At 50.8% G+C, this 25,895-nt stretch carries 20 protein-coding genes; 4 read left to right on the top strand and 16 right to left on the bottom strand.

Annotated elements, in window-relative coordinates:
* Positions 1–384 precede the first annotated feature (384 nt).
* Positions 385–1,101 (bottom strand): SIMPL domain-containing protein, encoded by a 717-nt coding sequence (locus LQ901_RS05090; protein WP_233672018.1) that lies wholly within the window; start codon positions 1,099–1,101, stop codon positions 385–387.
* Positions 1,102–1,582: 481 nt separating this feature from the next.
* Between LQ901_RS05090 and ttcA the strand changes: the two genes are divergently transcribed.
* Positions 1,583–2,515: a tRNA 2-thiocytidine(32) synthetase TtcA gene (ttcA, locus tag LQ901_RS05085; protein ID WP_010863854.1), complete on the top strand. Its 933-nt coding sequence runs from the start codon at positions 1,583–1,585 to the stop codon at positions 2,513–2,515.
* A gap of 99 nt (positions 2,516–2,614) precedes the next feature.
* Here ttcA and efp read toward each other — a convergent pair whose 3' ends face one another.
* Both efp and earP read right to left on the bottom strand, forming a co-directional pair.
* Complete coding sequence (gene efp, locus LQ901_RS05080; RefSeq protein ID WP_233672017.1) at positions 2,615–3,184, bottom strand: elongation factor P; 570 nt, start codon at positions 3,182–3,184, stop codon at positions 2,615–2,617.
* A 44-nt stretch (positions 3,185–3,228) separates the two neighbouring features.
* Positions 3,229–4,374, bottom strand: coding sequence for an elongation factor P maturation arginine rhamnosyltransferase EarP (earP, locus tag LQ901_RS05075; protein WP_064977849.1), 1,146 nt, complete (start codon positions 4,372–4,374; stop codon positions 3,229–3,231).
* Between the two features lie 233 nt (positions 4,375–4,607).
* Here earP and LQ901_RS05070 point away from each other — a divergent pair, with 233 nt between their 5' ends.
* Positions 4,608–6,203 (top strand): ABC-F family ATPase, encoded by a 1,596-nt coding sequence (locus tag LQ901_RS05070; protein ID WP_039044833.1) that lies wholly within the window; start codon positions 4,608–4,610, stop codon positions 6,201–6,203.
* A gap of 64 nt (positions 6,204–6,267) precedes the next feature.
* Here the strand turns inward: LQ901_RS05070 and LQ901_RS05065 are convergent, their stop codons facing one another.
* The 7 genes from LQ901_RS05065 to lolC form a co-directional block, all read right to left on the bottom strand.
* Positions 6,268–8,295, bottom strand: coding sequence for an EAL domain-containing protein (locus LQ901_RS05065; protein ID WP_178090352.1), 2,028 nt, complete (start codon positions 8,293–8,295; stop codon positions 6,268–6,270).
* A gap of 324 nt (positions 8,296–8,619) precedes the next feature.
* Positions 8,620–9,156, bottom strand: a complete 537-nt coding sequence (locus LQ901_RS05060; RefSeq protein ID WP_010863866.1) for a YaeQ family protein — start codon at positions 9,154–9,156, stop codon at positions 8,620–8,622.
* A gap of 188 nt (positions 9,157–9,344) precedes the next feature.
* Positions 9,345–9,803 carry an NfeD family protein gene (locus LQ901_RS05055; RefSeq protein WP_233672016.1) on the bottom strand — a complete coding sequence of 153 codons (459 nt, stop codon included), beginning with the start codon at positions 9,801–9,803 and terminating at the stop codon, positions 9,345–9,347.
* Positions 9,800–10,708, bottom strand: a complete 909-nt coding sequence (locus tag LQ901_RS05050; protein WP_369795339.1) for an SPFH domain-containing protein — start codon at positions 10,706–10,708, stop codon at positions 9,800–9,802. Before LQ901_RS05050 ends, LQ901_RS05055 begins: the two co-directional genes overlap by 4 nt.
* A gap of 118 nt (positions 10,709–10,826) precedes the next feature.
* On the bottom strand, positions 10,827–12,071 hold the full coding sequence (gene lolE / locus LQ901_RS05045; RefSeq protein ID WP_039044835.1) for a lipoprotein-releasing ABC transporter permease subunit LolE: 1,245 nt from the start codon (positions 12,069–12,071) through the stop codon (positions 10,827–10,829).
* Positions 12,071–12,775 carry a lipoprotein-releasing ABC transporter ATP-binding protein LolD gene (gene lolD / locus LQ901_RS05040; RefSeq protein ID WP_010863870.1) on the bottom strand — a complete coding sequence of 235 codons (705 nt, stop codon included), beginning with the start codon at positions 12,773–12,775 and terminating at the stop codon, positions 12,071–12,073. The genes lolE and lolD overlap by 1 nt, the downstream gene beginning before the upstream one ends.
* The gene (gene lolC, locus LQ901_RS05035) at positions 12,768–13,973 is read right to left on the bottom strand and encodes a lipoprotein-releasing ABC transporter permease subunit LolC (RefSeq protein ID WP_064977891.1); all 1,206 of its coding nucleotides are present in this window, start codon (positions 13,971–13,973) and stop codon (positions 12,768–12,770) included. Before lolC ends, lolD begins: the two co-directional genes overlap by 8 nt.
* A 289-nt stretch (positions 13,974–14,262) precedes the next feature.
* On the opposite strand from lolC, the gene LQ901_RS05030 reads away from it, so the two are divergent.
* Together LQ901_RS05030 and mfd are read left to right on the top strand one after the other, a co-directional pair.
* Entirely contained in the window at positions 14,263–14,829 is a 567-nt protein-coding gene (locus LQ901_RS05030) for a PilZ domain-containing protein (protein ID WP_064977892.1), read from the top strand.
* Between the two features lie 3 nt (positions 14,830–14,832).
* Positions 14,833–18,303, top strand: a complete 3,471-nt coding sequence (gene mfd, locus LQ901_RS05025; RefSeq protein ID WP_064977893.1) for a transcription-repair coupling factor — start codon at positions 14,833–14,835, stop codon at positions 18,301–18,303.
* A 187-nt stretch (positions 18,304–18,490) separates the two neighbouring features.
* Here mfd and LQ901_RS05020 read toward each other — a convergent pair whose 3' ends face one another.
* The 6 genes from LQ901_RS05020 to nagZ form a co-directional block, all read right to left on the bottom strand.
* The gene (locus tag LQ901_RS05020) at positions 18,491–19,783 is read right to left on the bottom strand and encodes an NAD(P)/FAD-dependent oxidoreductase (RefSeq protein WP_064977894.1); all 1,293 of its coding nucleotides are present in this window, start codon (positions 19,781–19,783) and stop codon (positions 18,491–18,493) included.
* A 131-nt stretch (positions 19,784–19,914) separates the two neighbouring features.
* Positions 19,915–20,457 (bottom strand): alpha/beta hydrolase YcfP, encoded by a 543-nt coding sequence (gene ycfP / locus LQ901_RS05015; RefSeq protein ID WP_010863875.1) that lies wholly within the window; start codon positions 20,455–20,457, stop codon positions 19,915–19,917.
* 362 nt (positions 20,458–20,819) lie between these two features.
* A complete protein-coding gene (gene hchA, locus LQ901_RS05010; RefSeq protein WP_064977895.1) occupies positions 20,820–21,671 on the bottom strand; it encodes a glyoxalase III HchA in 852 nt (283 codons plus the stop codon).
* A gap of 344 nt (positions 21,672–22,015) precedes the next feature.
* Positions 22,016–22,624 carry a sugar O-acetyltransferase gene (locus LQ901_RS05005; protein WP_010863877.1) on the bottom strand — a complete coding sequence of 203 codons (609 nt, stop codon included), beginning with the start codon at positions 22,622–22,624 and terminating at the stop codon, positions 22,016–22,018.
* A gap of 57 nt (positions 22,625–22,681) precedes the next feature.
* The gene (locus LQ901_RS05000; RefSeq protein ID WP_064977896.1) at positions 22,682–24,208 is read right to left on the bottom strand and encodes an EAL domain-containing protein; all 1,527 of its coding nucleotides are present in this window, start codon (positions 24,206–24,208) and stop codon (positions 22,682–22,684) included.
* A 524-nt stretch (positions 24,209–24,732) separates the two neighbouring features.
* Positions 24,733–25,764, bottom strand: a complete 1,032-nt coding sequence (gene nagZ, locus LQ901_RS04995; RefSeq protein WP_064977897.1) for a beta-N-acetylhexosaminidase — start codon at positions 25,762–25,764, stop codon at positions 24,733–24,735.
* Between the last annotated feature and the right edge of the window lie 131 nt (positions 25,765–25,895).

Below are 25,895 nucleotides of genomic sequence, written 5' to 3'. Positions count from 1 at the left end.
ACACGCCGTTTTGAATGCAAAAAGCCATAACAGCATGCAAGAGATACCCGCACAGGCTCTACTGCATGCTGCGCTAATCCAGTTCTGACGCGGGTTTGCTGCTCTTCAGCGGTATACCAAACTGCATTGCAGATGAAGCGCACTGTCTAGTTGCTGTCACGTTCCTGCGGTATAGTCGTTACGTACCTGATTTGGGTACACCGTTATTTCAGGAGTAAGCCATGACTCGTGAAGAGTTACTTGAATGGGCTGCAATCGAAGCAGCCAAAGCCAACGGAGTGGCTGCCCTGAACAGTTTTCACGGAAAAGAATGACACCATCGCCCGCAGAAACTGCGGGCTTTTTTTTTGCGCGCGTAGCTTTCAACTTCTACTGAAGTAAGCATTAATCCACTAACTGATATTTAATGGTCGTGACAACGCGAATGGTTTTGTCGATTTGCTGATCTTCTTGCAGCATCGGCGCGTTATCACGAGGCAAAATCTGAAAGACGCCTTGATCGGCTACCAAAATACGCCCCAGACGACTTTGTGAATCATGGGCAAACTGCTGTGCTGCTTCACGAGCATTTTTAGTCGCTTCCGCAATCATGGCCGGCTTCAGCGTAGTCAGCCCGTTATACAGATAAACTGGATTACCCGACCCCACGCCTTCGTTACTTAAGATCACCCCACTGTCCACCAGCTGGCTACTTTGCTTGTAAGCCTCATCTATTTTGGCGACATCTTGAGTACGCAGCATGATGGTGCGGGTAATGATGAAGCGAAACGGCACATTGCCATCGCCATATTGCTGCGCATTGCGGTCAGTCACATCCATGCCACGAAAGGATACTGCATCCGCTAAGCCATTTTTCTGCAAAAAAGCCGTCACGGCCGTGTCATCGCGCTGGATCTCATCACGCACCTGCACCAAATCATTCCCCGCACGCACAAAGCGAATCGGCCATAACGCCAGATCAGCCTTTACATCCTGCTCTGCCAGCCCTTTCACGGTTACCGTGCGTACTGGTGCGCGACTTTTCTCTACCCCATAACCAGCTAGCCAACCACCGGCCGCCAAGCCCAGCGCTACCAGTAGCGCCATCACAATTCGATTCATCGTTTCGTATCCTTTTTTGTGATTATTTGTTCTGATTCTTGTCTTGCTTGGTCTTTCTACTGTCTTTGCTGTTCGCTCATCTCATCAGGTCACTTTATCGCTATGCTTAGCCTATCGGCGACGAATATAATACGCAACTTCGTGCGTTACAGCATGCTCAACAATAGGCGCAGTTGAAGGCATTGCGAATGCCAAGTCACTTGCCCGACATCTCGCCATCATGCTTGGTATCTGCGGGATATACGCTGAGTGTAGATGCGTATTCGGCGATTTTTCCACACGTTTTCTACCAGAGCGCAGGAAAACGCATTGGTATTCGCCGCAGAAAACCGTACCATACGCGGCACGCTTTATTGGTGCGTTTTATTGGCGTGTTTTGAGCGCAACCAGACAGACCCGATAACCGACGGCACGGTAGCGATTGTCTTTGACATCCCCCACCATACCGCCGATTACATACAGTTCGATACGATAGATGACTATGACTCAGCCACTGAACCAGAAACAACAGTACAACTTCAATAAACTGCAAAAGCGCCTGCGCCGTGAAATCGGCAATGCCATTGCTGACTTCAACATGATTGAAGAAGGTGATCGCATCATGGTGTGCCTGTCCGGCGGTAAGGATAGCTACACCCTGCTGGATATCCTGCGTAACCTGCAGCAAAGTGCACCGGTGAATTTTGAGCTGGTGGCTGTGAATTTGGATCAGAAGCAGCCAGGTTTCCCGGAAGATATTCTGCCGGCGTATCTGGAGAGCATTGGTGTCGAGTATAAGATTGTCCAAGAAGACACTTACTCCATCGTAAAAGACAAGATCCCAGAAGGTAAAACTACCTGCTCTCTGTGCTCACGTCTGCGCCGCGGTATTTTGTACCGTACCGCCACTGAGTTAGGCGCCACTAAGATTGCGCTGGGCCACCACCGTGATGACATTCTGGAGACCATGTTCCTGAACATGTTCTACGGCGGTAAACTCAAAGGCATGCCACCGAAGCTGGTGAGCGATGATGGTAAGCATGTGGTGATCCGCCCGCTGGCTTACTGCCGCGAGAAAGATATCGAGCGTTTCGCTGAAATTCGTGAGTTCCCAATCATTCCATGCAACCTGTGTGGTTCGCAGCCAAACCTGCAGCGTCAGGTAATCAAAGAAATGCTGCGTGATTGGGATAAGCGTTACCCTGGCCGCATTGAAACCATGTTCAGCGCAACCCAGAACATCGTGCCATCACACATGTGTGACAGTAAGCTGTTTGATTTCAAATCCATCAAATCCGGCAGTGAAGTGATTGATGGCGGTGATATCGCGTTTGACCGTCAGGATATTCCACTGCAACCGGTGGGATTGGAAGAGGAAGAAGACTACCAGCCGGTAAATGTGGGCGAGCGTCTGGATATCGTTGAGCTGAAATAAGCTTGCCTGATGGCCAAATGCCAGAGACAAAAAAAGAGAGCCGATTGGCTCTCTTTTTTATTCAGTGTCAGCACCCGCAAGCGGTATGCGACAGCACCATTACTTGTTGATACGGCGCTTGAATTCGTTGGTACGAGTGTCGATCTCGATCATGTCGCCGATCTGAACGAAGTCAGCAACAGACAGAGTGTAGTCAGTACCTTTCAGGGTAGCTGGCTTCATCACTTTACCAGAAGTATCACCACGAGCTGATGGCTCGGTGTAAGCAACTTCACGAACGATAGTCGTTGGCAGCTCTACGCTGATCGCTTTCTCGTTGAAGAAAGTTACCTGGCATATGTCTTCCATGCCGTCTACCATGTAGTTCAGCATGTCGCCCAGGTTTTCTTTCTCGATATCATACTGGTTGTATTCGCTGTCCATGAATACATACATTGGATCAGCAAAGTAAGAGTAGGTGCACTCTTTACGATCCAGAATGATGTCTTCCATTTTTTCATCTGCTTTGAAAACGGTTTCGGTACCGGCACCGGTCAGCAGACCTTTCAGTTTCATCTTACATACTGCTGCGTTACGACCGGATTTGTTAAATTCGGTTTTCAGCACGATCATTGGCTCGCCGCCAATCATTACTACGTTACCGGCACGGATTTCCTGAGCAACTTTCATTCGTATATCCTGTGTTCAACAAGAGTTTTAAAAAGCGCAGTATTCTAACTGCTTTCGGAGAAATTCACTAGCTGACAGGCTAAATCTTCTGTCTCAGCGAGTAAATCTGCCCATTCAATCGCGTTTTTTTTCAACAACTCACGCTGAATGAACAGTGAATTCCAGTCTGAGGCGCTGATTTTACCCTGATTATAGCCACGGCTAAAGCGGCGCATCAGGTCAGCACTGGCCTCATCCCAGCGCGCCAGGTAGCGTTCTAAAAACGCATCCAGCTTTTCCATGTGAGCCTCTTCTTCTTGTGGGTAGATATGCCAAATCACTGGCACCGCAGCCCACTGCGCGCGGACAAACGAGTCTTCCCCACGAATGAAGTTAAAATCGCAGCTCCACAGCAAGCGATCAAAGCCGCGCTGATCGGTAAACGGCAAGACCTGCAATGACAGATTACCGCGCTGCCAACAATCACCGGCTTTAGGCGGCACTTGGCTATAACGTGCAGCGATGTAATCAAGCGTGCGCCCTTGCGGCACCCACAAGCGAATTGGGTCTGGCGATTGCTCCCACGCCTCAAGTAGCGTAAAGAGCGCTGGATTTTCATAGGTAAACAGACTGATCCAGATCTCTTGCTGACGCTGACCGGCAGGAATACCAAACTCGGCCCAGTAAGCACTCTCTTCAGCACTGCCACGCCACTGATCACGCGCGGCAAATAGCCCCTGCTCACGCAGCAAGCCACCGGTTGCCGGTGTAAAGCCAGGGAAGAAAAAGTATTTAGTCAGCCCGTCTGGCTGCCATGATGGCAAGCGATGACAGCCTTCCACCCACTCTTCCGCACTCAGGTATTCCAGATTCAGCCACAGCGGTGCCGGTGACAGAGCTTTCATTTGCTGCCGAAACTCTGGCGGCAATTCACAAGCAAATGCTTCGATCACCCGATGCGCTGGCGTGACTTGCGCGGTAAACGGCGTATCCCAGCGACAAATGTGTACACCGTCATACATTTGGGATGTGAGCGTTGCATCCAACCCCGGGCAGATCCGCGCAGTAGACTGTAAATCATCCACCCACAGCCGCACCTGCTGCTGATAGTCATGGGCCAGCTGGCGGGCCAGACGCAGGGTTACCCCGATATCACCGAAGTTATCAACCACGGTGCAAAAGATATCCCAGTCATAACGTGTTGCTGTCATGGTTTGGTCCTTTATCAAGAAGGCGCTAGTGTACGGGATTTTTATCTACCGACGTAATATCTGCACGGTTAAAGTAGGTGCTTAAAGCCATTTTTGTGCTGTTTTGCCCCCCGATAACGGTGCAAAGAGACCATTTTGATAGGATTTTTTGCCCTTTCGGTTGCTCAAAAGCCGTTCAGGATGTAGTCTGCGCGCTGATTTATTTTCCATTCTTTTCTTTCAGGTACACTGCCTTGCTTTCCACCGCCAATATCACAATGCAATTCGGCGATAAGCCGTTGTTTGAAAATATCTCTGTTAAATTCGGAGAAGGTAACCGTTACGGTCTGATTGGAGCCAACGGTTGCGGTAAATCCACATTCATGAAAATTTTAAGCGGCGAGCTCGAGCAAACCGCCGGTAACGTGAGTCTGGACGTTAATGAGCGGATGGCAAAGCTGGGTCAGGATCAGTTTGCCTACGAAGAGTACACCGTCATAGATACGGTGATCATGGGCCACAAAGAGCTGTGGACCATCAAGCAAGAGCGTGACCGCATCTATAGCTTGCCGGAAATGAGCGAAGAAGACGGCATGAAAGTGGCCGATCTGGAAGTGCAATTTGCCGAGATGGATGGCTACTCCGCTGAAGCGCGTGCCGGTGAACTGCTGCTGGGCGTGGGCATTCCATTGGAGCAGCATTTCGGTCTGATGAGTGCGGTTGCTCCGGGCTGGAAACTGCGTGTGTTGCTGGCACAGGTTCTGTTTGCCGAGCCAGACATCATGCTGCTCGACGAACCAACCAACAACTTGGATATTAACACCATCCGCTGGTTGGAAGACGTGCTGAATCAGCGTAACTGCACCATGATCATCATTTCGCACGACCGTCACTTCCTGAACAGTGTCTGCACCCACATGGCCGATTTGGACTACGGTGAGCTGCGTCTGTACCCAGGTAACTATGACGAGTACATGATGGCCGCGACTCAAGCCCGTGAGCGTCTGCTGGCCGATAATGCCAAGAAGAAAGCACAACTGGCCGAACTGCAATCGTTCGTCAGCCGCTTCTCGGCTAACGCGTCTAAGGCGAAACAAGCCACCTCTCGTGCTCGTCAGATGGATAAGATCAAGCTGGAAGAAGTTAAAGCTTCTAGCCGTCAGAACCCGTTCATCCGTTTCGATCAGGAAAAACCGCTGTTCCGTAACGCGCTGGAAATTGAAAATCTGGCCCAAGGTTACGATGAGCTGCTGTTCTCCAAGTTGAACCTGATGGTTGAAGTCGGCGAGCGTGTGGCGATTATCGGTCAGAACGGTATCGGTAAATCGACCCTGCTGCACACGTTGGTCGGCAACATGGCGCCAAAACAAGGCATCATCAAGTGGTCCGAAAACGCCAACATCGGTTACTACGCGCAAGATCATGCCGATGAGTTTGACTGCGATCTGAACCTGTATGACTGGCTGGATCAGTGGAAGAAGCCGGGCGATGACGAGCAAGTGGTGCGTGGCATGCTGGGCCGGATGCTGTTCTCACAAAACGATATCCTGAAATCTGTCCGCGTGATTTCCGGTGGTGAGCAAGGCCGGATGCTGTTTGCCAAGCTGATGCTGCAAAAGCCGAACATTCTGGTAATGGATGAGCCGACTAACCACATGGATATGGAATCCATCGAGTCACTCAACCTGGCACTGGAAAACTACAAAGGCACCCTGTTCTTCGTCAGCCACGACCGTCAGTTTGTATCCTCACTGGCCACCCGTATTATCGAGCTGACCGCTGAGGGCATCGTTGACTTCAACGGTACTTACGATGAGTACCTGCGCCGTCAGGGCATTGAAAGCGCGTAATCGCGAACAAGACACAGCTGATTAGTCTGTAGATGAAAGAAACCGCTTCCTCTGGAGGCGGTTTTTATTTATGCCCATGGTTTTCCTCATTCACCATCGGCTGTACACCAAACCCTTGAAAGCCATTTACCCCCAGCGACATCAGATACTGACGCTGCACATCATTTTCAATACGCGTCGCGATCACCCACTCCGAACGCTGGCGAACTAAACGGCACAATGCCGAAATCACTTTGCTCACCGGCGCTTCTTCTGCCGTATGGCTATAGCCATAATCCAATTTCACATATTCAGGCGCAAAACGTGCCAGATATTCTGTGCCAGCATTGCTGCGTCCGACTTGATCCAATCCCCACCGCCAACCAATAGCCTCTAAGATGCGTATCAAATGTGCTGCCGCAACAGGCATTGCGAGCATTCCTGACTCAGCAATCTCCAACATCACTCCGTGTAACCCATGCGGTGTCTGCTGTGCCGCAAGATGTTGGATGCCATTGATAAAATCAGCACTCTGCAAACTACTATTGCTGATATTTACCGCCACCGGTGTCTCATACTGTTGTTGGATAATGTGGCGTAATACGGCCAAATCGATGGCAGCGCCTAATCCGAGCGCGTCAGCCATCGGTAGCCAATCTGCGGCGCTAACCCATTGCCCAGCAAGTTTTAACCGGACAAACGCCTCTTGATGTAACACCACGCCTGTTGCACTTAACACAGGCTGTAACACTACATGTAACGCGGCAGGATCAGCCAATGCGGCTAAAATAGCCGGTCGCCATGCCTGTTTACCTTGTAATACGGGCTCATAATCTCCGGTGTATAAGTAAAACGGCGGCATTTCTCTACGAGCGCGGTGCAATGCCATATCAGCCGTCGCTAAGAGACTGTTGGCGGTGATATGTCCGTTGCTGATAGCAGCGCCCAGATAAACGGGGATTTGCGCGTCCAAATCGCTCGATATAATTTGCTGTTTCAGCACCGCTAAAAGTTTAAGACCGATACTTTTCGATGGCTGCGCTTCCATCTCTAACTCCAAGCCCGGACACCAGAGCGCTAACTCCGTTAAGCGGGTGCGCGCCAATAGCGCGTGTGTATAGGCAGAAAATACATCACGCACGGCCCCAGCCAAGCGGCGAGCCAGCTGATCGGCAACATGGGGATCTGTTAACTGATAGCTGCGCCCCAATACTGCCAGCTCCAATAAAAACAGCGTTCCCGGCACATTTTCTGCGGCGGCCACATCAATCTGCTGGCGAAACCAACGCCGATTTGCCAATCCCGTGGTTACATCCTGATAGGCTTCGCGGTGTAATGCTGCCACGGTATCGTTTTGCGCTTGAAACGCTTGGCTAATCTCCCTTTCCATCAAGTTAAAAGCACGGGTTAATGCTCGCAGTTCCGATTCAGCGGGGAGCGAGAGCGGATCGGCGGAGAAATGGCGATGAGCGACCTGCTCCGCTCGCGCTTCTAATGCCGCCAAAGGGCGCAGGCGACGACGTAAAAGCGCAGCTTGCAGTGCCAGAGCGATAACGAGTATCCCCGCAATCACCGGGAAGACATGGCGACTCAAGCGCCAGAACGTGTGATACGACGGAATAGCCGCGCCTTGTAACGTCAAGTACCCATCGGGTAACCCAGCGGTACTCAGCCTCTGCTGTATCAGCAGTGGTTCAAATAAAGGCAAACGCAATAACCAGCGCGGAATCGGATGTTCCCGAGTATTTGCCACTTTAGAGGCCGGAGGCAGCATTACCATTATGGGAGAGCTGTTATCAAGATGCAGTTGCACTGCCGCATACCGCCCCTCGGCCAAAACGCGGCGCATAATGGTTTCAACGCCCATCAGATCGTAGCGTAATAAATACGGGCGCAAGGTGTCTTCCAATCGCAGCGCATCAACAGCCATGATGCTACGCTGCTGTTCTATGACGGTGGTGCGGATCACAGCTAACATTAATCCGCACAGCACTACGCAAAGGAAAAAAATCAGCAACATCTGCTGATGCAGCAAAATTCGCAATAAGGAGTGTCCAGCCGTAGGCTCTTCACTGAACAGGTGTTGCGGCGCAGTCACCTTTGCTTCGGCCATAAATAATCGCCATCCGTTATTATGCATCCATGCTAATCGCGAATATGAAGAGTACTTACCTTCATAATTGCTGTGCGTTTTTCGCTATTCAGATAAACGTTGTTTTAGTCTCTTTGAGTATTAATCCTGTTGGTTAAAGCCTCAAGCAAGAAGCGCATAACAGATGTCAGAAAAATTACGGATAATAAAAAGCCCACAATCTGCTGTGGGCTTTTAAGCAAAAATCAATGTGCACTAGGTCTGATGGCGGTGCGCCATCACGGCGTGATGTTATCGTGCTTACCTCATACCGGATACTGACTTAATATCACGCCAAGATTTCCATTACTGCCAAATTTCAGGCTGAATTTCTGCGTTATGTACTGCATCCGACAACCAAACTAGGCCATCTTGCAATGTGGCTTGCAGGTTCATAGTGCGGTTAACCAATTGGGTTAAACGGCTGACTTGCTCATCGGAAATGAAAAAGACGCGTACATTAGAATATTGACGGATTTTATTGCTGTTTTGCTCCCACCACACTTTGGCAGCGCGATCACCGTATGCGTATAGCACCACCTGCTCAGATTGATGCGAGGCTTTTTTCAACCGCTTTTCATCCGGCACGCCGACGTCAATCCACAGGTCGATTCCATCATGATAGTTTTTGAGCCAAATTTCCGGTTCATCATCGGCGCACAAACCTTTGGTGAACACCAAACGCTCATTGGCATGACGAACCCATGCCAGTAGACGAACCATCATGCGTTGTTCGGTTTCGGAAGGATGTTGTGCCAGCACCAAATCGGCACTCTGATAATAATGCCGATCCATATCAGCGATATTGATGTTTGCTTTATAGACTGTTGCTTTAAGTGCCATAAACGACTTCCGAAATCTCACATACTGACCGCAATCAACCGGTCATAGAACCCTAAAATAAGAGCCCCGACATCAGGTCGGGGCCAAACACGCATGCTATATACGCCATAACACGGGGCTTACGCCAGTGAAACTCACTAAGGCACAACAAACGCCCCGCAGCATAGCGCAATATATTCACTATTCATTTATCCAATATCTATCGGGCGCACGAGCAAAGTAATGCCTTGCACGTCCACCACTTCAACGGCAGTTCCTGCTGGCAAATCCTGCTCAACTTGTATCCGCCACGTGGTGTCGCCCAGATTCAAACGCCCCACGCCGTTTTCTGTCGCTTCGCTGAGGGTTGCTTGTCGGCCAATCAAGGTATTACGCCGTTGATTGAGCGAGGTGTGATCCTGATCTTGTCTATCTCGGGTGTGTTGCCAACGCCACCACAACAGCGAAGCCAGCAGCGCCAAGATGGCGAATAAGATCCACTGCCCGACAAATCCCAGCGGCCATAGCCAGAGTATTGCCGATACCAATAGCGCCGCGACACCAATCCATAGTAGATAACCGGCCGTGCCTAACATCTCGCAAGCCAGTAGCAGTAGGCCGAATACCAGCCAGTGCCACTCTGCCCAACCGGAAAATAGCGGCATCATGCCTGCTTCCCTTGGTCTGAATTTGGATTGTTCGTTTTGAGCAGCTCCGCAATGCCACCGACAGCGCCAATCAGGCTGCTGGCTTCCAATGGCATCAAGATCACTTTACCGTTTTGTGACTGCCCAATAGCTTGCAATGCTTCGGTGTATTTTTGCGCCACGAAGTAGTTAATGGCCTGCACATTACCGTCAGCGATAGCATCCGAAACCATTTTGGTCGCCCGCGCTTCCGCTTCTGCCGCCCGCTCTCGGGCTTCAGCTTGCAAGAATGCCGCTTGCCGCTCACCTTCAGCTTTGAGGATCTGCGATTGCTTTTCCCCTTCCGCGCGTAAAATCTCGGCCTGACGCACACCTTCCGCTTCCAGAATATCGGCACGCTTGTTCCGCTCGGCTTTCATCTGCGCATTCATTGAGGCAATCAGCTCTTGCGGCGGACGCACATCACGAATTTCGATACGGGTGATCTTCACGCCCCAGCTGTTAGTTGCTTCATCAATAATGCGCAGCAAACGGCTATTGATGGTATCGCGCTGCGACAACATCTCATCCAGCTCTAACGAGCCCAGCACGGTGCGGATGTTGGTCATGGTCAGGTTGCGTATCGCATCTTCCAGATCATTGACTTCATACGCGGCTTTGGCTGGATCGAATACTTGCACAAAACACACCGCATCAATGGTCACACTGGCGTTATCTTTGGAGATCACTTCCTGCGAAGGGATATCCAGAACCCGCTCCATCATGTTAATTTTTCTGCCCACACGATCGACAAATGGCACCACGAAGTTCAATCCGGGTGCTAACGTGTGGGTGTAACGCCCAAAGCGTTCGATGGTCCATTGATAGCCTTGCGGCACAATTTTGAACGCCGTGATAATCAACACTATCGCGACAACAACAATCATCAGAACTGGAGAAAACACACTGATATCCATATACATTGGCCATCCTCTGTGGTGTTCTTTCCCTGTGGCGGGAAATCATAAAACATACGGGCGCTGATGCGCCCGCGAGTTGAGTCGATTACTGTCCGCTAAGAACCCGAGCCGGATCGATGCGGGTCGCTCGCCATGCCGGATAGATACTGGCGAGCAAACTCAAGCCTACGGCGGTGAGCACCACCAGTATCACATCTTGTGCTTGCAATTCGCTGGGAAGAAAATCAACAAAATAGATATCGCCGGAAAGAAACTTATGTCCGATCAGCGTTTCGAGACCCCGAATAATCTGGGTCAAATTTAATGATAGCAAGATACCGGCGATCGTACCGAATACGCAGCCGACCATACCGGCCATCATGCCGTACCAGATAAAGATATTTCGCACCAGACGGTTATTCGCGCCCATGGTGCGCAAGACAGCAATGTCGCCTTGCTTATCTTTCACGGCCATTACCAGTGTGGAGACAATATTAAAGCTAGCCACACCGATAACCAGCACCATCGCCAGATACATGATCACGCGCACCATCTGGATATCGCGGTACATGTAGCCGTAAGTGCCCATCCAGCTGCGCACATAGCCATACACACCGGTCAAACGACCCGCATCACGGACAATTTTCGAGGCTTCGAAAACTTTATCCACTTTCATGGCCACGCCGCTGACGTTATTGCCCAAATCTAAATATTGCTGCGCATCGGCCAATGGCACCATGGCAAAGCTGTGATCCAGCTGACCATGCAATTGCAACAGCCCACTGACTTGTAAGCGAATGCGCTTGGGTTGACGCAGTTTCATTTCCGGATCAGGGTTTGGGATCATCAAAGTCAGCCAATCGCCAACCTTCAGCCCCAACGAATCCGCAACGCCCTTGCCTAAGATCAGCTGATTTTCACCGGCACGGAAATTTTTCCACGCATCGCCCAGCACAAACTGCGGCAAGGCACTGATTTTGGCTTCTGCCTGCGGGTCTACCCCTTTCACCTGAATCGCTTTCAGTTTAGTGCCTTGATCGGCCAGCGCGGTGAAAGACACATACGGCGCGGTAGCCACAATGCCTGGGTGGCGCTGTAAACGGGTTTGTACCAGCTTCCAATCAGATAAACTGCCTTCAACTGGGGTAATTTCACCGTGCGGTACTACTGCCAAAATACGGTTATTCAACTCACGCTGAAAGCCGTTCATGGCACTTAAGCCCACAATCAGTACCGCTACCCCCAATGCGATCCCTAAAGTAGAGATCACCGAGATAAACGACACCATGCCGCTGCGACGGGTCGCGCGGCTGTAACGTAAAGCCAGAAAAAGTGATAACGGGCGGAACATCAACGTCCTCCCGCACTTAAGGAGAGTTCACGGGTCAACAGACCATCACGCATTTCCAACTGACGACTCAAACGCGCCGCCAAGTTCAGATCGTGCGTCACTACCAAAAATGCCGTGCCGTGGCGGGCATTCAACTCGCCAAGCAGCTCAAAAATACCATCGGCGGTACGTTGGTCCAGATTACCGGTAGGCTCATCGGCCAGCACTAACGAAGGCTGATTGACCAGCGCGCGGGCGATGGCGATACGCTGGCGCTCACCACCAGACACTTCCGACGGGCGATGATGAATCCGGCGCGCCAAGCCGACTGCAGTCAGCATCTCTTGCGCACGTTGTGACGCAACGGACGGTTTTTCCCCTGCAATCAGCAGTGGCATCGCCACGTTTTCCAACGCGGTAAAATCAGCCAGCAGATGATGGAACTGATACACGAAGCCGATGTGCTCGTTACGCAGCTTTGCTTGCGCGCTGTTGCTCATGGCATACACATCTTGCCCTTGGAACAGCACACGGCCATCACTGGGTTTATCCAGACCGCCTAGCAAATGCAGCAGCGTACTTTTACCGGAGCCGGAGCTTCCGACAACCGCCACCAGCTCACCCTGCTCCAGCCCAAATGAGACACCGCGTAAAACCTCGGTTTCCATGTTGCCTTCGCGGTAAGTTTTGACCAGATTCTCACAGACTAATAAGGGCTTATTCATAACGTAATGCCTCGGCAGGTTTGACAGCTGATGCGCGCCAAGCAGGATATAAAGTAGACAGCAGTGCCACTAGCACCGCAAAAACAACAATCGCAGAAACTTGCCATACCGACACATCAACCGGCAAACGCGCGCCCTGCAACAGGTTCACGCCCAACAGGGACAATATCGGGTTGAGATACACGGCAATCAGGCTTCCTAAAATGCCGCCACACACAGCGCCAACCACACCGGCCGACGCTCCTTGCGTGATAAAAATCATCATGATCTGACGTGGTGTGAGGCCCAAAGTTTGCAAAATCGCCACTTCACCTTGTTTTTCCATCACCATCAGACTCAAAGAGGTAATGATGTTAAACGCCGCGACAGTGATGATCAGGCTCAGTAGCAAGCCCATCATGTTTTTTTCCATGCGCACCGCTTGGAACAGCTCGCCTTTACGGGCACGCCAATCCTGCCACACCAGCCCTTTCGGTAATGGGGCATCGGCGGCGGTGGCCACATCAAACGGATCTTGCATAAATAAGCGCCAGCCGCTGATATGCCCAGCCGGTAAGCGCAGTAAACGCGCCGCGTCTTGAATGTTGACCAGCACTTGGGATGAATCCACATCACTGCCCGCCGCAAACACACCGGATACCGTGAACAGACGCTGGCTTGGGATGCGGCCCATTGGGGTGAATTGTGACGCATCGGTAACCATCAAGCGCACTTTGTCACCCGGCAACACGCCGAGTTGACCGGCCAAGGTATCACCGAGGATCACGTGGTATTCGCCTGCTTTGAGCGAATCCAAGGAAGAGTCCACCAGATAAGGCGCTAACGGATCGCCATCTTTCGGATCAATGCCCAGCATGACACCAGCACCGATACTTTGGGCGCTTTGGATGATCACATCCCCCATCACCATCGGCGTGTGTCGCACGACATCGGGGATTTGACTTAAGCTGGAGAATGGCACCGCCTGCGGATCAATCGAACCGCTTTCAGATGTCACCAACGCTTGTGGCATCAAGCTCAGGGTGTTGTTTTTCAGTTCCTGTTCAAAGCCGTTCATCACGGAAAGAACAATAATCAGAGCCAATACCCCAAGGGTGATCCCGATGGTGGATAAACGGCTGACAAAGCGTCCGAACCGGTCGCCGGTACGTCCGCGCAGATAACGCACCCCGATAAAAACAGAAGCCGGATTAAACATAGGAATATGCTTGACCGTAAAAAATGAAAATTATATCAACCCGATGAAACAGAAAAGAATTTCCTTTTCGCATCCTGCGGATTAAACACGTAACCTGATAGAGTGATATTATTCACTATTTAAAGCAAAACTTACACAACTATACTTCCACAACGCGTTTTCATCGGACACAAAGCAAACAATATGGCACTTTTTGCCAAGCTTCGACTGTGTACCAGTCGCTCTGTCTTTCATCTGTCAGCATCTTCCCTGATAATGGAAGCAATACCGCATGAACCGGAGTATCGCTATGGAACAAGCGCAGTTTTTCTCTGTCCATCAACACCTGTCGGTCAACATTATTCCGCTCCGTGCCGATGAAACCTTGCCGGACGACGCCCGGTTTGATGAAGAAATTCCCCTGCCGTTTCGCATTGCCGCCGAAACCGCGCATCTGGATATCAGCAGTATCCGCTCGCTGCGCAATATTGGCAGTGCCGCCGATGATTTGATGGGATTTTTGCGCATTCAGCAGCAGAAAATCGATCTGGTCGTAAACTATATTCTGGCGCAAGAAGATCAACCGCACTTACGGCACCTGACACACTCTTTCAGTGCCGGTGGTTTTAGTTATTTTGCCGATACGCCGCCTGCCAGTGGCAGTATCATGCGTATTAAACTGTTTTTGAGTCAGCCTGCCGCCGCCGTGTATGCCTATGGCAAAGTGAGTGAAGTCAGCATTGAAGACGGTCGGCCGTTGGTGCAGATCCGTTTTATTCGCCTGCGCGACAAAGATCAGGACTTGCTGATTCGTGCCGCCCTGCACGAGCAGCAGCAGCAACTCAAGCAACGTGCCGAGCTCAGGGTCAAAGACTAATCCATGACGTTACCATTTCTGAATCTGAGCCTGCCAGATAAAGCAGGCGACCACCGCTATTTTGGTCAATTGCAGGGCGCTGCGCTGGCACTGGCCGCCGCGCAAATCAGTACGCAGCATCAAGGGCCGGTGCTACTGGTCACCAAAGACAGCCAGATGGCACTGCGTCTCGCCCAAGAAATTCGTGAGTTCAGCGCCCAGCCGCTGGAGTTATTCCCTGATTGGGAAACCCTGCCGTACGATAGCTTCTCACCACACCAAGATATCATCTCGGAACGTTTATCGACGCTGTATCGCTTGCCGACCTTGCAACAAGGGCTGCTGATCATGCCGGTCAATACCTTGATGCAGCGGGTATGTCCGCGCGAGTTTTTGCTGTCGCATGCCTTGGTGGTGAAAAAAGGTGAGCGCTTATCGCTGTCGAAACTACGCAGTCAGTTAGAGCAAGCCGGATATCGCCCAGCCGAGCAAGTGATGGAGCACGGTGAGTTTGCCACCCGTGGCGCGCTGCTGGATCTGTTCCCGATGGGCAGCCAGACACCGTTTCGTCTTGATTTTTTCGATGACGAAATTGACTCGATTCGCACCTTTGACCCTGACTCTCAGCGCACGCTGGAAGAAGTGGATCACATCAACTTGTTACCGGCGCGCGAATTTCCAACCGATAAAAATGCCATCGAAGGATTTCGCAGTCGCTGGCGCGAACAGTTTGAAATCCGTCGTGATCCGGAACACGTTTATCAGCAAGTCAGCAAAGGCACCCTGCCCGCAGGTATTGAATATTGGCAACCGCTGTTTTTCGAGCAGATGACCACCTTGTTCGACCATCTGCCAGGCAATACGCTGATTGTTAGCGTCGGCGATATTCAAGATGCGGCAACCCGCTTTTATGCCGATGCCGAACATCGTTACCACGATCGCGGCGTCGACCCGATGCGGCCGCTGCTGGCACCGCCGGTTCTCTGGCAACGTTTGGATGAGCTCAATGCCAACCTGAAAAGCTACCCCAATGTCCATCTGCAAAAAGACGCGGTAGAACCGCGCGCAGGACGCAGCAATTTGCCGCTTAGCGCGTTGCCGGATATCCGTTTACAACATCAACATAAAGAGCCACTGCAGGCTCTGCGCCGCTTCTTAGAAGAGTTTCGCGGCAATGTGGTGTTTTCGGTAGAAAGTGAAGGTCGGCGAGAAACGCTACTCGATTTGCTGACACCGCTGAAATTGCGTCCGCAAACGATCCAGAATTTGGCCGACAGCCGCACCGTCTCGCGGGCGCTAATGATAGGCGCGGCCGAGTCTGGATTTGTACTCTCGCCAGAAAGTGAGTCAGAGGCTGACGCAAGTAGCGCGCTGGCCTTTATCTGTGAAAGCGATCTGCTCGGTGCGCGCGTCAGCCAGCGCCGCCGTGATAACCGCAAAGCCATCAATACCGATACCATCATTCGCAACTTAGCCGAATTGCGTATTGGGCAGCCAGTGGTGCATCTGGAGCACGGGGTTGGTCGCTACGGTGGCCTCACCACGCTGGAAACCGGTGGGGTCACTGCGGAATACATGATCCTCACCTATGCCAATGACGCCAAGCTGTATGTGCCGGTGTCATCGCTGCATTTGATTAGCCGCTATAGCGGCGGCGCGGAAGAAAGCGCACCACTACACAAACTGGGCGGCGAAGCCTGGGCACGAGCGCGCGGTAAAGCCGCAGAGAAAGTGCGCGATGTGGCCGCCGAATTGCTCGATATCTACGCACGCCGCGCTATTAAGCCGGGTTTTGCGTTCAAGCACGATCGCGAGCAATATCGCCAGTTCTGCACCAGTTTCCCGTTTGATGAAACCGATGATCAGCTCAATGCAATCAACGCGGTGCTGACTGACATGACCCAACCGGTGGCGATGGATCGACTGGTTTGTGGTGATGTGGGCTTTGGTAAAACCGAAGTGGCGATGCGCGCCGCGTTTTTGTCGGTCATCAACCATCGCCAAGTCGCGGTATTAGTGCCAACCACCCTGCTGGCACAGCAGCACTTTGAAAACTTCCGTGACCGTTTTGCCAACTGGCCGGTACGCATTGAAGTGCTGTCTCGCTTCCGTACAGCCAAAGAGCAACAGCAAGTGCTGGAAGATGTGCGAGAAGGGAAAGTGGATATCCTCATCGGCACCCACAAACTGCTGCAGGGCGATGTGAAGTTTAAGCAGTTAGGTCTGCTGATCGTGGATGAAGAGCACCGCTTTGGGGTGCGTCAGAAAGAAAAAATCAAAGCGCTGCGCGCCGATGTGGATATTCTGACCCTCACCGCGACGCCGATTCCACGTACGCTGAATATGGCGATGAGTGGCATGCGCGATCTCTCCATCATCGCGACGCCACCGGCACGCCGGATGGCCGTGAAGACCTTCGTGCGAGAGCATGATGAGCGCACTATTCGCGAGGCCATTTTGCGTGAAGTACTGCGTGGTGGTCAGGTCTATTACCTGCACAACAGCGTAGAGACCATTGAGAAAACCGCAGAAAAACTGGCGGAGCTGGTACCGGAAGCACGTATCACCATCGGTCATGGCCAGATGCGTGAGCGCGATCTGGAGCGCGTGATGTCGGACTTCTACCACCAACGTTTCAACGTGCTGGTATGTACCACCATCATCGAAACGGGGATCGACGTACCGACTGCCAACACCATCATCATTGATGATGCTGACCACTTCGGTCTGGCACAGTTGCACCAGCTGCGTGGCCGCGTGGGTCGTTCACACCATCAGGCTTATGCGTACTTACTCACGCCACCACCGAAGCGCATGACCGACGATGCGCGTAAGCGCTTGGAAGCGATCGCCTCGCTGGAAGATTTGGGTGCGGGCTTTGCGTTAGCAACCCACGATCTGGAAATTCGCGGCGCAGGTGAGCTGCTGGGCGACGATCAAAGCGGTCAGATTGAGTCGGTCGGCTTTAGCCTGTATATGGAAATGCTGGAAAACGCCGTCGACGCGCTGAAGCATGGTCGCGAGCCGTCACTGGATGATCTGACGCGTGGTCAGACCGAAGTGGAGCTGCGTGTACCGGCTCTATTGCCGGATGACTATCTGCCTGACGTTAATATGCGCCTTTCCCTGTATAAGCGCATTGCCAGCGCTGAAGATGCCGCGCAATTGGATGAGCTGAAAGTCGAAATCATCGACCGCTTTGGCTTATTGCCAGATGCCACACGCAACTTGCTGCAAGTGGCGAAAATCCGCCTGCGCGCACATCAGCTGGGCATTCGCCGCATCGAAGGCTCTGATAATGGCGGTTATGTGGAGTTTAACGATCAGCCGAATATTAGCCCAGCGTATCTGATTTCCTTGCTGCATAACCCGCATGAGTTCCGACTTGAGGGGCCGAACAAGCTGAAGTTTTTCGGGATCTTCACCGATCGAGCTAAGCGCTTGGCCTATATCGAGCAGTTACTGAGTGGTTTTGAAGCCCACAAAATCAGCTAATCGCGCGTAACAGCGTACAGGCTCATAGCCAAAACGCTGGCATAAAAAAACACCGCTCATTGAGCGGTGTTTTTGCTTATCCGGTATGACTGCATGATCTTAACAATAATCACTGAAATTATGGCCAAGAAGTCATACGGCTATCCACACAGAGTAAGCATAGCCGTAGCCGCAGTAAAACGCGAAATCAGTGCAGTTTCAGTGTCGGGCGGATCACACGGTTGATACCGCCTACCAGCATCATCAAGCCGGTTTTCACGTAACCATGCAGCGCCATCTGGTGCATACGGTACAGTGAAATGTAAGCGATACGCGCGATACGGCCTTCAATCATCATTGAGCCGCGCATCAGGTTACCCATCAGGCTACCCACGGTACTGAATTTAGACAGGGAAACCAAAGAGCCTTTGTCGTTATAGACATAGTTCTTCAGGGTACGCCCTTCCATCAGTGCCACGATGTTCTGGTAGCACAGGCTAGCCATCTGGTGCGCTGCTTGCGCGCGTGGCGGTACAAAGGTACCGTCAGTTTGTGGACAGCTAGCACAGTCACCAATGGCGAAAATGTTGGAATCGCGCGAGGTTTGCAGTGTTGGCTCGACCACCAGCTGGTTGATACGGTTGGTTTCCAGACCCGCGATATCCTTCAGGAAATCCGGCGCCTTGATACCTGCAGCCCATACCATCAGCTCTGCTGGGATAAACTCACCATCTTTGGTATGCAGACCATTGCTTTCCGCTTTGGTCACCATAGTGTTGGTGCGCACATTCACGCCCAGCTTGGTCAGCTCCAGATGCGCCGCAGAAGAGATACGCACTGGCAGTGCTGGCAGAATACGCTCACCGGCTTCCACCAGCGTGACGTTCAGGTGACGGCTATCCAGCGCATCAAAGCCATAACGGTGCAGCTGTTTAACCGCATTGTGCAGCTCAGCCGACAGTTCAACGCCCGTCGCGCCACCGCCCACAATGGCAATGTTCACTTTTTCCTGCTTTTCTGGCTGTGCCGAGAACTTCATAAACAGATTCAGCATCTGCTCATGGAAGCGATTAGCCTGATCTGGGCTATCGAGGAAGATACAATTATCAGCCACACCTTCAGTGCGGAAGTCGTTGGATTTGCTGCCCAGCGCCATGACCAGAATATCAAAGAACAGCTCGCGCTCAGGCACCAGCAGTTCGTTGTCTTCATCACGGATTTCCGCCAGCTTGACCGAGCGACGCTCACGATCGATATCCACCAGAGTGCCCTGCTGGAACTGGAAGTGATGGTTACGAGCCTGAGCGCGGTAGCTCAGCGCATCAACGCCATCATCCATAGAGCCAGTGGCTACTTCGTGCAGCAGAGGTTTCCACAGGTGGGTCTGACTGCGGTCAATCAGAATGATTTCAGCTTTGCCCTTACGGCCCAGTTTATCGCCCAGACGGGTAACTAACTCAAGTCCCCCGGCGCCGCCGCCAACAACAATGATTCTTTTCAAGGCGTAGCCCTCGTTACAACTTATTTGGTCAGAATGAAAAAAACTTACACCAACCGCGCAAGGCTACCTGTTCTAACTGCATCACGTCTGAGTCACCGGAACGGGCATTTTTTACCGGTTCCGGTCGCCCCTCAATCCTGCAGCTTAAACGCCTTAATGCGCTGAAGGTGATGAGAAATGTTTTTAAATTTATGGGATTGCTTGTCATCCCAGACTATTTCGTAAAAATCGTTCAGCTCTTCCTGAGTAAGCCGATTATCCAACACTTCATCCTGAGTGGAAAGGATCACCAGACAATTTCCCTCATTTTTTTTACGGAAGTTTTCTACACACTTGGTCGCAATATCTTCATATTCTTCCGGCCGGTCAATCTTTCCGGTCATGTTTTGTTCGGGATGCAAATTCGGGTTAAACATCACCTGACGTAAGCCGCACAGGTAGCCAATTCGCTCAGCCCAATACCCCCCCAGCCCCACACCGCAAATCAGTGGTTTTTGATCACCGCACAGCTGTACTGCTTTGTGCACTTCTTTGAGCAGGTGCTGCATGTCATGCCGCGGGTGCAAAGTGCTGTAACTGATAAACCGCACATCCGGATCGATAAACTGCAATTGCAGTACTTTTTCGTGGTTACCCGGACTGGTTGAATCAAACCCGTGCAAATAGATGATCATGCTTGTTACTCCTTGTCTGATGCTTGCGGCCAGAAGGCTCTGTAGATACACCGCCTACTCTGACACTCTATCATTACAAGGGTTATAAAGTTTTGAGGAGAAAAGCAAATTTGCTATCGCTTATGGGGAGTAATTTGATGACATGTCATGTGCATAAACGTAACGCTTGCTCATAGTTCAGCATGACCGCTTCCCCGTCACACCGAGCCCCGCCGCTTAACCTGCTTGATAACCTGAATCACCCATAAAAAAGCCGGACAGCCCACCTATTATCAACGGGTGCACTCTCCGGCTTATTTTTCATTGGTGCCTATTGGGTCATTTGCCCGTATTTGGAATCAGTTTTCCAAATTACGAGAAACTTAGCCTACGTAAGCCTTGAGCAGCTCCTCGGCGGCCAGTTTACCCAATGCGTTGGCGGCAAATGGGCTGTCGCCAGTCAGCACTTTACGGTCTTTATGCACCATCCCGGTAATATCTTGGTTCATCAGCGTCAGCCCCATTTTCTGCAGCTGCTCACCAAAGAACCAGGTTAACTGCCCTGGCATATACCCGATATCGGGGGTTTGCTTATCGGCGGCATCTGGGAAGGCACAAATCGCGTAACCTTGCAGTGGGTTTGCGCCGTGCGACAACGCCAAAAATGCTGCTGGGCCATGGCAAAGAGAAATCACATAACGATCATTGGCCAATGCCCAACGCAGTGTTTCAGCCACCGCTTCACTGGCTGGCAAACCAATCAACGCGCCATGTCCACCAGGAATAAAGACCCCAGCATACTCGCTATCTGGCGTGAGCTGGCTGACCACATCCTGCAATTTACGCGGGCGCATAAACTGTGGCAGATAGTGGTTATACAAACCGACAATCGCCTCATCTTCGTTCGGCATCGCCCAATGTTCAAACTTGACCATCAAACCGGAGACCGTCGCGACCTCGAATTCAAAACCGGCCTGATGCAAGTGATACATCGGCAACAGCGTTTCGACTGGGTGGTTACCGGTTGAGAACAGCGCACCGGTATCGGTCGGCAAATAGCGCTCGTCGGCGCCTATCAGCAAGATCTTGTGCTTGCCGCGGTACGGTTTGGCGTAATCTGCCCCGCTGAGATCAGATTTAGAGCTGGTAAACTGACTTAACGAAAATGCTGAAGGGAAAAATGCATTGTGCTCAGCATTATCTGGAGTTGGTAACTTGCTAGGTTGCGTTGTCATATTTCCTCCACGCCCGTTTTCCGTGCGTTTGATATAGCCATTTCTGAGTTACTGTTTTGATTCCACGCGATACAGAAATCTTTCGCCTCGCGCTTGAGTTTTCTCAGCATAATCGTCACAACAGCGCCGACCATAGCGTTATATTGTTACGATTCGCTAACGCTTGCATAAAATGTAATCATCAAATCCAATCTATCAAGCATAGCCGTGCCATCGAGAGATAAAATCCCGCCTCACAAATGGCAGAAGACAAGCGAGAAAATGGGATGGAAGGAAGAAAACGAAACATACGCAGGCCAACCAACAACGTGCTGACCTGCGCGACAAGCTAAAAAGAGGGAAAATCAGGACAGCGGCAACGTTATCCGACGATCTTTATAGTAAAACTCACGATCGCGCTCACTGATCGGTCGCACCACAGCGCATGGGTTACCGAAAGCCACCACATTGGCCGGAATATCTCGCGTCACAATGCTGCCAGCACCAATCACGCTGTTTTCACCAATGGTAACCCCCGGCAACACCACGCAACCGGCACCAATCCAGACATTGTTCCCGATCCGCACCGGTAAGTTAAACTGCGCCAAGCGCTTGCGATACTCGGGATCAATCGGATGACCCGCTGTCGCCAGCGTCACATTCGGCCCAATCATCACGTGATCACCAATGTAGATATGGGTGTCATCCACCAGCGTCAGGTTAAAATTGGCATACACATGATGGCCAAGGTGGGTATGTCGCCCCCAGTTAGCCCGCAGCGGCGGTTCGATGTAACAATCGGTGCCCACTTCGGCCAATAACTGCTCAAGTAGCGCCTGACGCCGAGGCATCTCCGATGGGCGTGTCTGGTTAAAGTCATACAGAATTTCCAGACACTGTTGCTGTGCTTGCGCTAGCGCTTCATCAGTACAAAAATAGACGTCTTGGCTGTGCAGTATATCGGTAATGCTCATTGGCTCCTCGGCCGTTCACGGCAAATTAGTTCATCCACGATGATGCTTAATTTACCATTAGTGCCGTCTGGGTTCTGTGAGCCACACTTTTAAATGCTCAAAAGAGAGCGGCTTGGCATATATAAAGCCCTGAATCAAATGAATTCCACGCACCAGTAAATACGTGAGCTGCGTTTTGGTTTCTACCCCTTCTGCAATCACATCCATATGTGACTCTTTAGAAAAAGCAATAATCGAATCTAATACATCACGCTTAAGATCATCGACACCAATGGTATCGACAAACATTTTATCAATTTTTATTTCATCCACACCCAGTTTTTGAATATAGGAAAACCCACCATAACCCGTGCCAAAATCATCCAACTTAAATCGATAACCAAACAATTTTATTTTGGCTATTTCTCGCGCAGCAGTTTCAAAATCATCGACTTTAATGCGTTCAGTAATTTCAAAGCATAAGCGATTGCTATACGGCCAGCGATTTTTTGCCAACATCTTATACAGCGAACCATTTTCTATCTGCTCAGGCACCACATTGATACTCACCCACAAGCTGTCTGGGATGTTTTTCAAATCATCAATCACACGCTCCATCAATTGCTCAGTAATTGGCAGAATGATGCCTTTTTTCTCAGCATAATCAATGAAGGTGCTCGGGCAAATTGTATCGCCTTTATGCTGCCAGCGCAGTAAAGCCTCAAAACCGACAACCTTATCGGTGGAGGCATCCACAACAGGCTGATAAAAAGGCACAAACTCACGACGTTTTAGCCCTGTATGCAGTAATCCACTCAATGATTTTTGATAATTGAAAATGATGGCATAAAAGAAGCCCATTAACCCCAATACTATCACGATAAATAGATACACTATGCTCTGTATTTTGGCATAGGTATAATCCATTAACTCCTGCCCTGCATAGAGTTTATAGATCATGCCATTATATTCCCTTGCAACACTGAGTTGCTGCGCTTCCGGCTGCATTAAAATGCTATAATTGCCAGTTGAGAAAGAGAGCGCTTTATACTGCAATGATTTCGGATGATACTCCATATAAAAACAATCTTTGCATGGTGTCTGTAATTGCTCGTAAGTCCACGCACCGTTCAGCACCCAATAAACATAGTTACCGTTGATATTAGCAAAAATAACTTGCTCGCCATGCACGCCATAGCTTTGTGCTGTACTGGTTATCCCGATATTATAGTTATCCAGCTTATACATAGATTGCTGCATTCGCGACCGAGAAATAATATCCAGATCGGGGCCTAAACTAGAACAACCTGAGCCGTTAGCCAGCTTTATCCCTTGCACCCGAAATTGGCTATTATAGAGGTTCAAGTTACGCAATGTTTCAATGTCATCTTTACCGCAATCAAATTTAAGATCTGCAATATCCTGTATCATCGTATGCTTAATCAGCTGATCGCGTTTTAATGCCATGATCTCGAGCTTATCCATTTTCCAGATCAGTATATCTTTGGCAACCCGCTCATTGAGCAATGAGGGTAACAACAGGGAACTCAACAGCACAATAAAAATACACACGCAAATGCTGATATGTCTTTTTCCCCATTTCATTATGGATAGAACCCCAACAACCTGATTTTTCGATATCAGCCGATGGCTGAATAAATGATGACTTACGCCTGTAGCATGGTCGTTGATAATACAATTCAAACCATAAAAAAACCAGCGTGTCGGTAGATAAACATAGCGTTCAATATGATTTTTCTTCTTTTATATTAATTAGTTGAATAGTTATACAATCAGACGAATCACACACATACGCATAACCTGAAAACTAGGTTAATCAATAGCCAATTAAAAATGTGAAATGTTGCCCTATGCGGATAAATACGTATAGAAAGAAAATAAAATCAGCGCCGCATTACAATAAGGCTATGAGTTGAGGTTAATACAATCTTACTGTACACATAAAAACGGCAATTTATCTGCACACAATTGCGCAAGGCAAAGGTTGGAAATGTAAAATGCGTGCTTTTACTGGCAAATAGCTCAGGCCAGCTATCAAAAAAGCGCGGTTAAAAACCGCGCTCAATACGATTAACACAAATAAAGAATACGCATAAACAGGGTAACAATTAGCCGTTCATGTGTTCTTTATGCGCCTGCCAAGCAGCAGCCAGATTTTGTAAACGCTCATGGGCATTGATCCAACGAGCAGTGGCTTCCAATTCGCTGCGCGATGGAGCCGGCTTATGCAGCAGACGCGCTATACGCGCAGATGTTTGATGTGGCAAGGTATCGAGCACTTGTACCGCGCCCGCGCGATTATTGCACACCAACAGCATGTCACAGCCTGCGGCTAATGATGCCGCAGCGCGCTCGGCGTAGGAGCCCATGACCGCCGCGCCTTCCATCGACAAATCATCAGAGAAGATCACGCCATCAAATTGCAACTCTTTACGTAGCACATCCTGCAACCAGTATGATGAGCCGCTGGCTGGCCGTGGATCGCAATCGGTATAGATGACGTGTGCAGGCATCATCGCATCCAGACGCCCTTCTTGATTTAACTGACGGAACAATGACATATCGCGGCTAAAAATCTCCTCTTTCGAGCGATTATCGCGCGGCGTTTCTTTGTGTGAATCCGCCAATACCGCACCATGGCCAGGGAAGTGCTTACCGGTTACCGCCATCCCCGCACAGTGCATACCATCGATATAGCTTCGTGCCAGATCCAGCGCTTTTTTCGGGTCTTCATCAAACGCCCGATCACCGATCGCCGCACAGGTATGGCCCAAATCCAGCACTGGCGCAAAACTCAGATCGATATCCAGCGCCAATAATTCCGCCGCCATCATCCAGCCACTTTCAAACGCCAGCTCCAGCGCCTGTGGCCAGCTGTTTAACGCGGAAAATGCCTGTGGTGCAGGTAAACGCGTGAAGCCATCACGAAAACGCTGAACGCGCCCGCCTTCCTGATCCACCGCCAGTAACAGCGGACGCTGCACCGTGCGACGAATATCGCTAACCAATGCCTGCATCTGCTCACGATCATGGTAGTTACGGGCAAAGAAAATCACGCCCCCCACCAACGGGTGACGTAAAATTTCGCGCTCTTCGGCATCCAGCTCGTAACCGAGCACATCGAGCATTACCGGACCCACATTGTCTCTCCTTTCTTACCCATCGCTACGTGCCAGTCTATTCTTCGCACCGTTAGCAAAGGGGTTGTCCAATCTACTGACCGGCATGCCCCTAAATCGAGCACGCCCGTCATCGTTTAAAATCTATTCCG

Origin of the sequence: Plesiomonas sp. PI-19, assembly GCF_021368255.1 — a bacterium.
GTDB classification, from domain to species: Bacteria; Pseudomonadota; Gammaproteobacteria; order Enterobacterales; family CAMTGL01; genus Plesiomonas; species Plesiomonas shigelloides.
This window is presented reverse-complemented; position numbering and strand designations above follow the sequence as displayed.